This window comes from Pseudomonas sp. TE3895 (assembly GCF_056278855.1).
In genome coordinates this window covers 1,855,182-1,867,872 of sequence record NZ_JBWBQE010000001.1, presented here as the reverse complement: position 1 = coordinate 1,867,872, position 12,691 = coordinate 1,855,182, and the positions used below count along the sequence as shown (strand labels likewise).

Below are 12,691 nucleotides of genomic sequence, written 5' to 3'. Positions count from 1 at the left end.
CCTACAGGGACAATGCGTTCCATGTAGGAGCGGGTTTACCCGCGAAGAGGCCGGCACAGGCCACGCAAATTACTGACCCGCTTCGCTCAGGATCAACTTGCCATTCTTGTCCAGCGGAATGGTCGATCCCGGCTCGCGATCCATCTTCACCTTGCCTACCTGATCACCGATGGAATAGGTCACGTTGTAGCCCACCACCTTCTCGCTGATGTCGTTGACCGTGTTGCAGCGAGTTTGCGTGGTTGTGTAGGTATCACGCTCCTGCATGCCTTCCTGCACCTTGTTACCGGCATAACCACCACCGACCGCACCGGCCACCGTGGCAATCTTCTTGCCGGTGCCACCACCGATCTGGTTACCCAGCAAGCCACCGGCCAGCGCACCCACGACGGTGCCGGCGATCTGATGCTGGTCCTTGACCGGCGCCTGGCGCGTAACGGTAACGTCCTTGCACACTTCGCGCGGGGTTTTCACCTGTTGCTTGATCGGCTGCACGTCGGTGACCTGGGCATACTCAGGCCCCTTGTTGACCAAGCTGTAGGTCGCGACAGCACCTCCGGCAGTCACACCGACAGCACCCAGTACCGCACCCACCAGCATTGATTTGTTCACGTGGACCTCCTGATCGTACCAGCGGGTATCAACCCGCGCTTCTCCCAGCCTTGGAGCAAAAAAAAAGGCGCGAGTTCAATACTCGCGCCTTTTACACCGCCAGGCGGTGATGGACTAGCCCTTACGGACGATCATCCACACCCTCGGCCTTGGTCGGCGGGATCAGGTCTTCGCTGTTCAGGTTCAGCCAGATCAGCACCACGTTGGCGATATAGATCGACGAGTAGGTACCGGCCATGACACCAATGAACAGGGCGAGCGAGAAACCGAACAGGTTGTCACCCCCGAAGAACAGCAGCGCAGCAATGGCCAGCAAGGTCGAAACCGAAGTGGCGACGGTACGCAGCAGGGTCTGGGTGGTGGAAATGTTGATGTTCTCGATCAGCGAGGCCTTGCGCATGACGCGGAAGTTCTCGCGTACCCGGTCGAACACAACAATGGTGTCGTTCAGCGAGTAACCGATGATCGCCAGGACCGCCGCCAGCACCGTCAGGTCGAAGGTGATCTGGAAGAACGACAGGATACCCAGCGTTACCACCACGTCGTGGATCAGCGAGATGATCGCGCCCACGGCGAACTTCCACTGGAAGCGGAAGGCCAGGTAGATGAGGATACCACCCAGGGCCAGGAGCATGCCCATGCCGCCCTGGTCGCGCAGCTCTTCACCGACCTGCGGGCCGACGAACTCGACACGCTTGACCGTGGCCGGGTTGTCACCGCCTGCCTTCTGCAGCGCGGCAGCTACCTTGTTGCCCAACTGCGGGTCATCGCCCGGCATGCGCACCAGCAGGTCGGTGGTGGCGCCGAAGCTCTGCACCACCGCCTCGTGGAAGCCGGAGTTGACCAGCTCGGCACGCACCGCCTTGAGGTCGGCAGGACGCTCGTAGGTCAGCTCGATCAGCGTACCCCCGGTGAAGTCCAGCCCGAAGTTCAGGCCCTTTTGCCACCAGCTGAACAGCGCCAACACGGTGAGGAGCACGGTGACGGCGAACGCGACATTGCGCACGCCCATGAAATTGATGGTTTTCATCGCAGCTCCCTCAAACCCACAGCTTCTTGATGTCACGCCCGCCACAGGTCAGGTTGACCAATGCACGGGTCACCATGACGGCGGTGAACATCGAGGTGAAAATCCCGAGGGACATGGTGACCGCAAAGCCTTTGACCGGGCCGGTACCCATGGCAAACAGGATGCCGCCGACCAACAGGGTGGTCAGGTTGGCGTCGACGATTGCCGAGTAGGCGCGATTGAAGCCTTCGTGGATAGCGCGCTGCACCGACATACCAGCCGCGATTTCTTCGCGAATACGCGAGAAGATCAGCACGTTGGCGTCCACCGCCATACCCATGGTCAACACGATGCCGGCAATACCCGGCAGGGTCAGGGTCGCCCCCAGCAGCGACATCAACGCCAGCAGCAGCACCATGTTGCCCGCCAGGGCGATGGTGGCCAGCACACCGAAGGCGCGGTAGATGGCGATGATGAACAGCGAGACGAACAGCATGCCCCACAGCGAGGCATCGATACCCTTGGTGATGTTGTCAGCACCCAGGCTTGGGCCAATGGTACGTTCTTCAGCGAAGTACATCGGCGCGGCCAGGCCACCGGCACGCAGCAGCAGGGCCAGCTCGGACGATTCGCCCTGGCCGTTCAGGCCGGTGATGCGGAACTGGCTGCCAAGCGGCGACTGGATGGTCGCCAGGCTGATGATTTTTTTCTCTTCGACGAAGCTTTGCACGGCAACGTCCTTCTCGACGCCGCCGACGGTTTGCTTGACGTAGCGGGTAACCGGCTTCTGCTCGATGAAGATCACCGCCATGCTACGGCCGACGTTGCTACGGGTAGCACGGCTCATCAGCTCGCCACCGTGGCCATCCAGGCGAATGTTCACCTGCGGGCGGCCATGCTCGTCGAAGCTGGCCTGGGCGTCGGTAACCTGGTCACCCGTGATGATCAGGCCCCGCTCGACTGCGGCGGAGCGGCCGCCCTCACGGAACTCGAACACCTCGGTAGTGGCCTTGGATGCACCCGGTTCGGCACCGAAGCGGAACTCCAGGTTGGCCGTTTTACCAAGGATACGCTTGGCTTCGGCAGTGTCCTGCACGCCTGGCAGCTCGACCACGATACGGTTGGCGCCCTGGCGCTGTACCAGAGGCTCTGCCACACCCAGCTCGTTCACGCGGTTGCGCACGGTGGTGAGGTTCTGCTTGATCGAGTATTCGCGGATCTCGGCGACTTTCGCCTGGGTCAGCGCCAGACGCAGCACCGCAAGCTCGTTGCGATCGGTGGTGGTCAGGTCGAAATCATTGAAATTCTTGCGGATCAGGGCACGTGCCTGTTCGCGGGTGGCATCGTCAGCGAAGCCCAGCATGATGCCGCCATCCTGCTGAGGCAGGCTGCGGTAGCGGACGCGCTCTTTGCGCAGCAAGGTCTTGACCTCGCCTTCGTAGACTTTCATGCGGGCAGTCATGGCCTTGTCCATGTCCACTTCCAGCAGGAAGTGCACACCACCAGACAGGTCCAGGCCCAGTTTCATCGGGCTTGCGCCCAGGTTGCGCAGCCATTGCGGGGTAGTCTGGGCCAGGTTCAGGGCCACGACGTAATCATCGCCCAGTGCCTTGCGCACTACATCCTTGGCTGGCAGCTGGTCTTCCTGATTGGTCAGGCGGATCAGCCCGCTGCCCTTTTCACCCAGGCTTGCGCCCTTGACAGCGATCTTGGCATCGACCAGCGCCTTGCTGACGCGATCAAGGTCGGCCTGATTCACCTGCAGCGCCGAGCTGGCACCGCTGATCTGTACCGCCGGGTCATCCGGGTAGAGGTTGGGAGCGGAATAAATGAAACCGACCACCAGTACCAGCACGATCAGTGCATATTTCCACAGAGGATATTTGTTCAGCATCACGCCGCCCGTTCAAGACGCGGGGCGCGTTGCGCGCCCCGACTGGAAAATAAAACCGGTAACTCAGATAGCCTTGAGCGTACCTTTTGGCAGGGTCGCAGCAATGGCACCCTTCTGGAACTTCAGCTCGACAGTGTCGGACACTTCCAGCACCACGAAGTCATCGGAAACCTTGACGATCTTGCCGGCGATGCCGCCGTTGGTGACAACTTCGTCACCTTTCTGCAAGTTGCTCAGCAGGTTCTTCTGCTCTTTCGCGCGCTTGGCCTGCGGGCGCCAGATCATCAGGTAGAAGATGACCAGGAAACCGACCAGGAAAATCCACTCGAAGCCGGTACCGGCTGGGCCAGCGGCAGGTGCTGCAGCGTCCGCGTATGCGGCGGGGATGAAGAAGCTCATTGGGCACTCCTAATGTAATTTTCTAATAATGGATGCGGACAGTCAGTCCAAGGGCGGTACAGGAAGCCCGCGCTTGGCGTAGAAGGCGTCGACAAAGGCGGCCAATTTACCCTGTTGAATAGCCTCGCGTAAACCGGCCATCAAGCGCTGATAATGGCGCAAGTTGTGGATGGTATTCAGCATGCTGCTCAGCATTTCGCCGCATTTGTCCAGATGATGGAGATAGGCGCGCGAGAAGTTGGTGCAGGTATAGCAGTCACAGGTCGGATCCAGCGGCGATTCATCGTGACGATGGAACGCATTGCGGATCTTGATCACCCCTGTATCAACGAACAGATGACCGTTGCGCGCGTTACGCGTCGGCATCACGCAGTCGAACATGTCGACGCCGCGGCGCACACCCTCAACGAGATCTTCCGGTTTGCCTACCCCCATAAGGTAACGAGGTTTGTCAGCAGGCATCTGGTCCGGCAGATAATCCAGCACCTTGATCATTTCGTGCTTGGGCTCGCCCACCGACAGGCCGCCAATGGCCAAGCCGTCGAAACCGATGTTTTCCAGGCCTTCCAGCGAGCGCATGCGCAGGTCCTGGTACATGCCACCCTGGACAATGCCGAACAGCGCTGCGGTGTTGTCGGCATGGGCATTCTTCGAGCGCTGGGCCCAGCGCAGCGACAACTCCATGGAAGTGCGTGCCACATCGTGCTCGGCCGGGTACGGGGTGCACTCGTCGAAGATCATTACCACGTCCGAGCCCAGGTCACGCTGAACCTGCATCGACTCTTCCGGGCCCATGAACACCTTGGAACCATCGACCGGCGAAGCGAAGGTCACGCCCTCTTCCTTGATCTTGCGCATGGCACCCAGGCTGAATACCTGGAAACCACCGGAGTCGGTGAGGATCGGGCCTTTCCACTGCATGAAATCGTGCAGGCCGTTGTGCTTCTTGATCACCTCGGTGCCCGGACGCAGCCACAGGTGGAAGGTGTTGCCGAGGATCATCTCGGCGCCGATGGCCTCGATGTCGCGTGGCAGCATGCCCTTGACCGTGCCATAGGTCCCCACTGGCATGAATGCCGGGGTTTCCACGGTGCCACGTGGGAAGGTGATGCGACCCCGACGGGCCTTGCCGTCGGTGGCCAGCAGTTCGAAGGACATTCGACAGGTGCGACTCATGCTTGATCCTCGGGCCCGCGTGGCGCCGGATTGCGGGTGATGAACATGGCATCACCGTAACTGAAGAAGCGGTACCCGTGCTCGACCGCCGCTGCGTAGGCAGCCATGGTCTCGGGGTAGCCGGCGAAAGCCGAGACCAGCATCAGCAGCGTGGACTCCGGCAGATGGAAGTTGGTGACCAGGGCATCGACCACATGGAACGGCCGGCCCGGGTAGATGAAGATGTCGGTGTCGCCACTGAAGGCCTTGAGCACGCCATCACGCGCGGCGCTTTCCAGCGAACGCACACTGGTGGTGCCAACCGCGATCACCCGACCACCACGGGCCCGGCAGGCCTCGATGGCATCGACCACATCCTGGCCCACTTCGAGCCACTCTTTATGCATGTGGTGGTCTTCGATCTTGTCGACCCGCACCGGCTGGAAGGTGCCGGCGCCCACATGCAGGGTGACGAAGGCGCGCTCGACGCCCTTGTCGGCGATCTTTTCCAGCAGCGCCTCGTCGAAGTGCAGGCCTGCGGTAGGCGCGGCAACCGCGCCGGCGCGCTGGGCGTACACGGTCTGGTAGCGCTCACGGTCGGCGCCCTCGTCCGGGCGGTCGATATAGGGCGGCAGCGGCATGTGGCCGACACGGTCGAGCAACGGCAGCACCTCTTCGGTGAAGCGAAGTTCGAACAGCGTGTCATGGCGCGCGACCATTTCGGCCTCGCCACCGCCATCGATGAGGATGACCGCGCCAACCTTGGGCGCCTTGCTGGCGCGCACATGGGCCAGCACCCGGTGGCTGTCGAGCACGCGTTCGACCAGTACCTCCAGCTTGCCGCCGGAGGCTTTCTGGCCGAACAACCGCGCCGGGATCACTCGGGTGTTGTTGAACACCATCAAGTCGCCGGGGCGCAGATAGTCGAGCAAGTCGGGGAATTGCCGGTGCGCCAGCGCGCCGGTAGGCCCATCGAGCACCAGCAGACGGCTGCCATGGCGCTCGGCCAACGGGTGGCGGGCGATCAGGGAATCAGGGAGTTCGAAGGAAAAATCGGCGACGCGCATGATGATGTTCGGTTCGGCAGGGCCGGGAAGTTTAGCCCAATGTGTGAAAATTGACCATGAAAGCCGATTGACCGACCAGCGGCACCTCTTTATACTGCGCGCCACGCCCTGATGGCGGAATTGGTAGACGCGGCGGATTCAAAATCCGTTTTCGAAAGGAGTGGGAGTTCGAGTCTCCCTCGGGGCACCAAATCCGGAAAAACCGACCTTATGGTCGGTTTTTTTTTGCCCGACGATTTTGTCGGGCTGGGCCAAGGTCCTCTCAGGGACGAACCGCTGTCACTTCGATCTCAACCCGCCAGGCAGGGTGCGCCAGGCCTGCAATCTGGAACGCCGAGCGCGCAGGTAGCACCGGCTGCTTGGCGGCTGGCCCGAAGAACTGGGTGTAGCCAGCCATGAAACCGTCGAAATCCATCTTGCCGCCGTTCTCCGGCCCACCCACCAGGAAAACCTGCATCTTCACCACGTCAGTCAGGCCAAGACCCAGCGTTTTCAGCTGCTGCTGGATGCTTTCAAGCACATTGATGGTTTGTGCCTTGGTATCACCGTAGGCTTCCAGCGAATCCTTGGGCGCATCGGGATGGATCACCGACGGGACGGAACCGCTCAGATAGACGACCGACTTCCCGGCAGGAATCTCTACAGCCGACGAGATAGGGAAACTACCTGCGCCATGGCGCACGATATCTTGTGCATGAACGCTGCCACCGGCTATTCCCAACGCCAATGCTGCAACGGTCTTGAAAGCGCATTTCATATTTCTCTCCTGATGGTTACACAAGAATGTACACGCACCGTTTATGCGTGTACGGGTCATTCCATTGCGGTATGCGTACTTAGAATCGATACAAACTGAAGGGTTTCGGGTCCAGCACCGGCGCCTTTCCAAGCAGCAGGTCTGCCGTCAGCTCGGACGACACCGGGCTTTCCGTCATACCCCAACCGGTCGCGGTGTTGATGACCAGGCCTGGGTACTCGTTGACCTGCGAAATGATCGGGTTCTCATCCGGGGCGATGGCCATGGCACCGCTCCACTGATCGATCAACTTCGCATCTTTGAAGGCAGGGAACTCGACTTTGAGCTTTTCCAGAGATGCATCCAGCTCTGGAATATCCGGGGCCGCCGTCATCAGCCTGTTTTTCTCGAAGGGCGATACCTCGTCCAGCCTCCACTGGGTGGGCTGAGTGAACGAATCGATCAGTTGCTTGTTGAGTGAGATGTGCACCGGGAAGTCGGGGATGGCCAGCAATGGCAGGTATTTATAACCATACATGAACGATTCTTTGACCACCGGGGCAACGACGACGCGCGGCGAGGTGGCGTATGTACCGTCGGCCTGCTCACGGAAGTAGATATTCCCTGGCAATGCAACGTTGCCCCCCGGTGCACGGGGCGCCGCGCTGATGATTTGCTGGGACTGGTAGGCCGGCAAGGTAGGCACATCGACGCCCAGGTTCTGCATGAACAGCCTGGACCAGGCGCCGCCTGCCACGACCACGCGAGAAGTCCTGATGGCGCCCTTCTCGGTCACCACATCGGAGATGACGCCCGCCTGGGTTTCCAGGCCCCTTGCGGCGCAGTGGGTGTAGATGCGCACACCCATTTTCTTGGCGTACTCCGCCATGACAAACGATGCGCGCTCGGCGTCCAGGCTACCGGAGTCTTCCTCGAAACCTGCAATTTTCCAGCTCGAGGATGCACCGCGCAGCCGCTGTTCGAGTTCATTCCCCTGAATGATCCGAGTCTTGAAGGGGTTGTCCGCTGCTACTTCCCGGCTTTTGACATCGATCCACTTTCTGACGTTTTCCAGGTCTTCTTCATCGAAAGGAACTTCGACCCGGCCCTGAGTGCGATAGCTGGTATCTGCACCCACTTTGGCATTCATCTCGCGCCACCGTTGTTTGGCAAGATGGTGCAACTGGAACGTCGCATCAGGCATCTTGTAGGTCATGACCTGACCATAGAACCTGCATGACTGCTCGCCGGCAATATCACCTTTTTCAACGACGACTACCGAGAGGCCACGCTCGACAAGATTGATTGCGGTCATGAGCCCCAGAATACCAGCGCCAACAACGACGACGTCTGCCTGTTTGGGAAGCGCACCTTCGCTACCTTCTACAAAACCAAACCGCGGTTTGCCGGGGATCAACCTGCCTTCGCGGGTCAGCAAGGGGGTCAGAATGCCTGCGCCACCTGCAATAGCCACGACGCCGCCGCCGATCAAAAATTTACGCCTCGTCATTCCCATGACACTTTCCTTTCCTGGTAATCGGTGTGGGTTCATCAGCTCAGGCGGCGAGCCACCTACCCGGCCGCCAGCCGCCGCGGCCAACTTTCGGCCACCGCGTCAGGCTGATGTTTAAAATTGAAGGGCGGCTATTTTGTTGATGACCCGCTTCGGGAAAAAGCGCTGTGGGCAAATACTTAGTTCAGCCATTTTGAAACTATCGCGCAAGTGACATAAATAGTTAATATGGCGACACTCAACACTCGAAAGAGGGAAGTTAGTTCGAGCGAAGATGCTGGCTTAGTTCCGAAAGTGCGCGGGGGCAATAAGCGCTGCGGATTCAGTAACTGTGTGGGTGCATAGCGTTATGCGGCAACACTTCATTGCCACATATTCAGTGTGGAGAAAGGCATCAGGATCCGACGGTGGTAGATCTGTCCAATGCACAGGGAGGCATGGAGCGGATCGGCACGGATTAGCAGAGCCTGTTCAGGTTCAGTGAGCACCAGATCCAGATGGATACCCGTTGCGAGACCATCGAGCGCAACCTGGGGTCAATTTTTCGTGTGCCCGCCCGTGGCTCAGGCGCTCTTCACGCCGAGATCTTCAGCAAACCGAAGCAAGTAGCCGTCCGGATCCTGCACCAGGAAATTGCGCTGGCCGACCAGCATGCCGCCCTGGCGGTACCAACACTCTTCAATCGGCTTTCTGATGCTATGCCCCGCAACCCCCAGCGACGCGACCAAGGCCAGTGCATCAGCGCATTCGATCGACAGGTTGATGCCTCGACCATACGGCGGCTCCAGCGGGCCGACCCGCCAGGGTGACTCACTCTGCCAGTCCTGCTCCAGCATCAGCTGGCTGCCACCAAAAGACAGGAAGGCAAAATGCTCTTCTGGCCGGTCGTATTCAATCTTGAAGCCGAGTACGCCGCAGTAAAATGCCAGGCTGCGAGGTAGATCAGAAACAATCAGCTCCGGCACCAGGGGATTTAGCTTAAACAATGTTCTGATTCCTTTCAGGGTAAGTCGACTGGCAACTATGAACAGGTCGCCCTGAAAAAGGTAGCTTGTCAGTGTGGTCGCCCAATGCAGCTCAATGCAGTTCACACCCCTCAGATTCGCCCGAAAAAAAATCCCTTCACTTTGACGCCGCCCCAATGGCTCTGGGACCTGTAGCCATACCTGCATTCTATTGGCCGCCGTCATGACTAACACTTAAGCTGTCATTCGTCGGATATATGCCGAAAGTATTGCTAGCGTAATGGCACTTAGCCATAGTTGCGTTCCCATTTTTCCACGCCCTGTGTGACACATGAAAACAATCGCGCCCTGCATGGCGGCAATGATGCTGCTCGGTGGGTGCAATGGAGTGCCAACGTCGTACGTTTCAGATCCCGTCTACAGTCAGGCTTTCGTGGTCACTTCTGGTGCCCCTCTGCCGATGTTGCTGATGGCCAGCGCCATCCAGTGGAACGAGGATTACGCTGTAACCGCCAAACACACCCCCTTCCTGCGCAACGTGGTCCACGAGGGCCTCGGTGACGTAGTGTTCTTCAAGCACAAAGCCAGCAGCGTGCCGCACTGGCGCCAGTACGTGCCAGGGGAAGCCGTGACGGCGGTGGGCTTCAACAGTTTCATGATGCCGATGCAGGGCAAGGGCCATGCCCTGCCGTCACTGGTACGGCTTGAAGGTACGCCTGGCAGTGTTTTCTACTCGGTGCATGACGGCCCGATCACCAAAGGCATGTCGGGTGGGCCGGTGTTTGCCGATGACGGCAAGGTGGTGGGCATCAACGTGGCCATCATTCCCACCAACGAGATCGATGCGGGCAAGCGCCCGGACCTGGTCGGCAAGGACCGTATCAGCGTGTTCATGTCGTTCAGCGAAATCGACAAGGAATGGCGACGCTATCAGTACCTGCTGGCGCACAAGGCCAAGCCCCAGGCACCAGCTGCGGTCAAAGGCTACGTGGCGGTGGCTGCCAAGCCGTGAATCGGGGCGCGGTGTTGGATGAAAAGCGGCCTATGATGTGAGGCTGATGGCCTCTTCGCGGGTTTACCCGCGAAGAGGCCCTGCCAGCCAACGCGAGAAGGACCTGCCATGCACCTGACCCACCGCCCCATCCGGCCAGAAGACATCCCCGTTATCTGCAGCTTCCCGCAGAGCCCGGACGAACTGTTCTACATGTTCCCCAAAGCCACCTACCCCCTCACCCCCAACCAGCTGAGCGACGCCATAGCCCAACGCAGCGGCTCCACGGTAGTGGAAGATAACGGCGCTGTCCTGGCCTTCGCCAATTTCTACAAAGCCGAACATGGCGGCCTATGTGCCCTGGGCAACGTAGTGGTGGCCCCCAGCGCCCGCGGTCTTGGTGTAGCGCGTTATCTGGTAACGGCAATGATCGACCTCGCCCGCCAGCAGTACAGCGCCCGGGAGGTCTGGGTGTCATGCTTCAATCACAACACCGCAGGCTTGCTGCTTTATCCACAGCTGGGCTTCACACCGTTCGGCATCGAGGAGCGGCAGGCGTGGGACGGCACGCGGGTAGCGTTGGTGCAGATGAAGCAAATACTGACTTAACCGAGCTGGATCAGCGGGTCATTGCATGTGGCTGAACGAGAAGGTCCACCCCCAGAGCACGAATGACCCTCAATACAGTGTCAAAACGAGGCTTCGCGCCAGGGCTCAGCGCCTTGTACAGGCTTTCTCTACCCAGCCCACTCTCCGTAGCAATATGTGTCATGCCCCGTGCACGAGCGATATGGCCAAGTGCTCGAATGATTTCCTCGGTATCGCCATTTGATAGCACCTGGCTAAGGTATTCACTGATTGCCTCATCGCTGCTCAACAAGGCTGCCATATCAAACGGGATCAATTTTTCGCTCATTTCATCTCCTTCAGCAGCTTTCTGGCTTTGAGGATGTCGGCGGCTTGGGTGGACTTGTCGCCGCCGACCAGCAGTAAAACCAACCTCTGCCCCTTTTGCGTGAAATAGACGCGATAACCGGCAGCTACGTCGATGCGAAGCTCACCAATACCGCCTCCAAGCCACTTGAAGTCACCAAGATTGCCCGCCGCTGCTCGCTCCAGCCTACGACCTATCGCCAGCCTGGCCCTCAAATCTCTCAAGCTCGATAGCCAAGCGGCAAAGCTTTCCGTCTGTTCAACGAGAAACATCAAGTGGTCACCCAATCGTATCCTTATGGATACACCCATTCAAGGATTGAAGCGACCCACTCTGTCGTTTTTGAGCTGAATCAGGAATTCAGGCACGTCTGATAGGCTGGTCGGAGTTTTCCCTTCGTTTCAGCTACAAAATCCCTTGCAACATTCAACCCTCGAACCTTCGACGAGCCTCGGCGTCCCATCCTGCATCCCCCGCGTTTCGAGGTACCCCCGCGTGAAAGACGTCATCGCCCGCAAGTACCGCCTGGTGGTGAAGACCATCGGCTATATCGGTTGGTCGCTGTTCTGGCTGCTGATCTGGGATGTGCTGGTCACCATCGATTTCATGCTGTTCTTGAACAGCAAGTTCACCCTGCCACTGATCCCGCTGACCCTGCTGGGCTCAGCCTTGGTGGTGCTGGTAAGTTTTCGCAACAGCAGCGCCTACAACCGCTGGTGGGAGGCTCGCACCCTGTGGGGCGCGCTGGTGAACAGTTCGCGCAGCTTCGCCCGGCAGACGCTGACGCTGATCGATGACCCGGATGACGGCCTGAACCCGGTCAAGGCCACCCTGCTGCGCCGGCATATCGCCTATGTGAACTGCCTGGCGGCGCACCTGAAAGGTGAGCCCTGCCCGGAGGAGCTGATGGCCTTCATCCCGCCAGGTGAGTTCGAACGGCGCAACCGCTCGAACAATTTCGCCAATGACATTCTCGGCGGCTCGGCAGCCTTGCTGGCGCGGGAATACCAGGCCGGGCGACTGGACAGCATTCGCCTGGCGCGGCTGGAGTCAACGCTGGTAGACCTGTCTAACGCCCAGGGCGGCATGGAGCGGATTGCCAATACGCCATTGCCCTACCCCTATGTGTATTTCCCACGGCTGTTCATCACCCTGTTCTGCCTGATCGTGCCGGTGGGGCTGGTGGAGTCGTTGGGCTGGTTCACGCCGCTGGCGTCGACGGTGGTAGGGTTCATGTTGCTGGCCATCGAGCGGATCGGCACGGACTTGCAGAGCCCGTTCAGGTTCAGCGAGCATCAGATCCAGATGGATACCATATGCGAGACGATCGAGCGTAACCTGGAGTCGATGCAGCGGGAGGCGCAGTGTGCCGAGGCTGTAGACGCCTGAGAGATGTCGGGGCTGCTTTGCAGCCCG

At 59.5% G+C, this 12,691-nt stretch carries 14 protein-coding genes, 1 tRNA gene and 1 pseudogene; 5 read left to right on the top strand and 11 right to left on the bottom strand.

Features of this window, described 5'->3' with window-relative positions:
- Positions 1-69: 69 nt before the first annotated feature.
- The 6 genes from ACZ889_RS08385 to queA form a co-directional block, all read right to left on the bottom strand.
- A complete protein-coding gene (locus ACZ889_RS08385; protein ID WP_003248550.1) occupies positions 70-612 on the bottom strand; it encodes a glycine zipper 2TM domain-containing protein in 543 nt (180 codons plus the stop codon).
- A 121-nt stretch (positions 613-733) separates the two neighbouring features.
- Entirely contained in the window at positions 734-1,642 is a 909-nt protein-coding gene (gene secF / locus ACZ889_RS08380; RefSeq protein WP_003248552.1) for a protein translocase subunit SecF, read from the bottom strand.
- Between the two features lie 10 nt (positions 1,643-1,652).
- Positions 1,653-3,515 carry a protein translocase subunit SecD gene (secD, locus tag ACZ889_RS08375; RefSeq protein WP_047603284.1) on the bottom strand — a complete coding sequence of 621 codons (1,863 nt, stop codon included), beginning with the start codon at positions 3,513-3,515 and terminating at the stop codon, positions 1,653-1,655.
- A 63-nt stretch (positions 3,516-3,578) separates the two neighbouring features.
- Positions 3,579-3,914: a preprotein translocase subunit YajC gene (gene yajC, locus ACZ889_RS08370; protein ID WP_003248556.1), complete on the bottom strand. Its 336-nt coding sequence runs from the start codon at positions 3,912-3,914 to the stop codon at positions 3,579-3,581.
- 42 nt (positions 3,915-3,956) lie between these two features.
- Complete coding sequence (gene tgt / locus ACZ889_RS08365) at positions 3,957-5,072, bottom strand: tRNA guanosine(34) transglycosylase Tgt (protein ID WP_003248558.1); 1,116 nt, start codon at positions 5,070-5,072, stop codon at positions 3,957-3,959.
- Between the two features lie 14 nt (positions 5,073-5,086).
- Positions 5,087-6,136, bottom strand: coding sequence for a tRNA preQ1(34) S-adenosylmethionine ribosyltransferase-isomerase QueA (queA, locus tag ACZ889_RS08360; RefSeq protein WP_004576301.1), 1,050 nt, complete (start codon positions 6,134-6,136; stop codon positions 5,087-5,089).
- Between the two features lie 105 nt (positions 6,137-6,241).
- Between queA and ACZ889_RS08355 the strand changes: the two genes are divergently transcribed.
- Positions 6,242-6,326 (top strand) — tRNA-Leu (locus ACZ889_RS08355).
- A gap of 72 nt (positions 6,327-6,398) precedes the next feature.
- On the opposite strand, the gene ACZ889_RS08350 is transcribed toward ACZ889_RS08355, so the two are convergent.
- Together ACZ889_RS08350 and ACZ889_RS08345 are read right to left on the bottom strand one after the other, a co-directional pair.
- On the bottom strand, positions 6,399-6,893 hold the full coding sequence (locus ACZ889_RS08350) for a RidA family protein (protein WP_012051241.1): 495 nt from the start codon (positions 6,891-6,893) through the stop codon (positions 6,399-6,401).
- Positions 6,894-6,972: 79 nt separating this feature from the next.
- Complete coding sequence (locus ACZ889_RS08345; protein WP_041166846.1) at positions 6,973-8,388, bottom strand: NAD(P)/FAD-dependent oxidoreductase; 1,416 nt, start codon at positions 8,386-8,388, stop codon at positions 6,973-6,975.
- 434 nt (positions 8,389-8,822) lie between these two features.
- Between ACZ889_RS08345 and ACZ889_RS08340 the strand changes: the two are divergent.
- Positions 8,823-8,933 (top strand): annotated as a pseudogene (locus ACZ889_RS08340) (effector protein); the annotation flags it as partial.
- A 15-nt stretch (positions 8,934-8,948) separates the two neighbouring features.
- Here ACZ889_RS08340 and ACZ889_RS08335 read toward each other — a convergent pair.
- Positions 8,949-9,371: a bleomycin resistance protein gene (locus tag ACZ889_RS08335; protein ID WP_012051239.1), complete on the bottom strand. Its 423-nt coding sequence runs from the start codon at positions 9,369-9,371 to the stop codon at positions 8,949-8,951.
- 343 nt (positions 9,372-9,714) lie between these two features.
- On the opposite strand from ACZ889_RS08335, the gene ACZ889_RS08330 reads away from it, so the two are divergent.
- Together ACZ889_RS08330 and ACZ889_RS08325 are read left to right on the top strand one after the other, a co-directional pair.
- On the top strand, positions 9,715-10,362 hold the full coding sequence (locus ACZ889_RS08330; RefSeq protein WP_476258014.1) for a trypsin-like peptidase domain-containing protein: 648 nt from the start codon (positions 9,715-9,717) through the stop codon (positions 10,360-10,362).
- A gap of 108 nt (positions 10,363-10,470) precedes the next feature.
- Positions 10,471-10,950 carry a GNAT family N-acetyltransferase gene (locus ACZ889_RS08325; RefSeq protein ID WP_047603278.1) on the top strand — a complete coding sequence of 160 codons (480 nt, stop codon included), beginning with the start codon at positions 10,471-10,473 and terminating at the stop codon, positions 10,948-10,950.
- Positions 10,951-10,960: 10 nt separating this feature from the next.
- On the opposite strand, the gene ACZ889_RS08320 is transcribed toward ACZ889_RS08325, so the two are convergent.
- Both ACZ889_RS08320 and ACZ889_RS08315 read right to left on the bottom strand, forming a co-directional pair.
- The gene (locus ACZ889_RS08320) at positions 10,961-11,257 is read right to left on the bottom strand and encodes an addiction module antidote protein (RefSeq protein WP_004576347.1); all 297 of its coding nucleotides are present in this window, start codon (positions 11,255-11,257) and stop codon (positions 10,961-10,963) included.
- Complete coding sequence (locus ACZ889_RS08315; RefSeq protein WP_019472637.1) at positions 11,254-11,547, bottom strand: type II toxin-antitoxin system RelE/ParE family toxin; 294 nt, start codon at positions 11,545-11,547, stop codon at positions 11,254-11,256. Before ACZ889_RS08315 ends, ACZ889_RS08320 begins: the two co-directional genes overlap by 4 nt.
- Positions 11,548-11,770: 223 nt before the next feature.
- Between ACZ889_RS08315 and ACZ889_RS08310 the strand changes: the two genes are divergently transcribed.
- Positions 11,771-12,664, top strand: coding sequence for a bestrophin family protein (locus tag ACZ889_RS08310; RefSeq protein ID WP_012051235.1), 894 nt, complete (start codon positions 11,771-11,773; stop codon positions 12,662-12,664).
- The last annotated feature ends 27 nt before the right edge of the window (positions 12,665-12,691 follow it).

Coding starts and splice junctions, on each gene's coding strand:
- ACZ889_RS08330 (WP_476258014.1), top strand. CDS start 9,715: ATGCTGCTCGGTGGGTGCAATGGAGTGCCAACGTCGTACGTTTCAGAT.
- secD (WP_047603284.1), bottom strand. CDS start 3,515: ATGCTGAACAAATATCCTCTGTGGAAATATGCACTGATCGTGCTGGTA.
- queA (WP_004576301.1), bottom strand. CDS start 6,136: ATGCGCGTCGCCGATTTTTCCTTCGAACTCCCTGATTCCCTGATCGCC.
- tgt (WP_003248558.1), bottom strand. CDS start 5,072: ATGTCCTTCGAACTGCTGGCCACCGACGGCAAGGCCCGTCGGGGTCGC.
- yajC (WP_003248556.1), bottom strand. CDS start 3,914: ATGAGCTTCTTCATCCCCGCCGCATACGCGGACGCTGCAGCACCTGCC.
- ACZ889_RS08315 (WP_019472637.1), bottom strand. CDS start 11,547: ATGTTTCTCGTTGAACAGACGGAAAGCTTTGCCGCTTGGCTATCGAGC.
- secF (WP_003248552.1), bottom strand. CDS start 1,642: ATGAAAACCATCAATTTCATGGGCGTGCGCAATGTCGCGTTCGCCGTC.
- ACZ889_RS08325 (WP_047603278.1), top strand. CDS start 10,471: ATGCACCTGACCCACCGCCCCATCCGGCCAGAAGACATCCCCGTTATC.
- ACZ889_RS08345 (WP_041166846.1), bottom strand. CDS start 8,388: ATGGGAATGACGAGGCGTAAATTTTTGATCGGCGGCGGCGTCGTGGCT.
- ACZ889_RS08350 (WP_012051241.1), bottom strand. CDS start 6,893: ATGAAATGCGCTTTCAAGACCGTTGCAGCATTGGCGTTGGGAATAGCC.
- ACZ889_RS08320 (WP_004576347.1), bottom strand. CDS start 11,257: ATGAGCGAAAAATTGATCCCGTTTGATATGGCAGCCTTGTTGAGCAGC.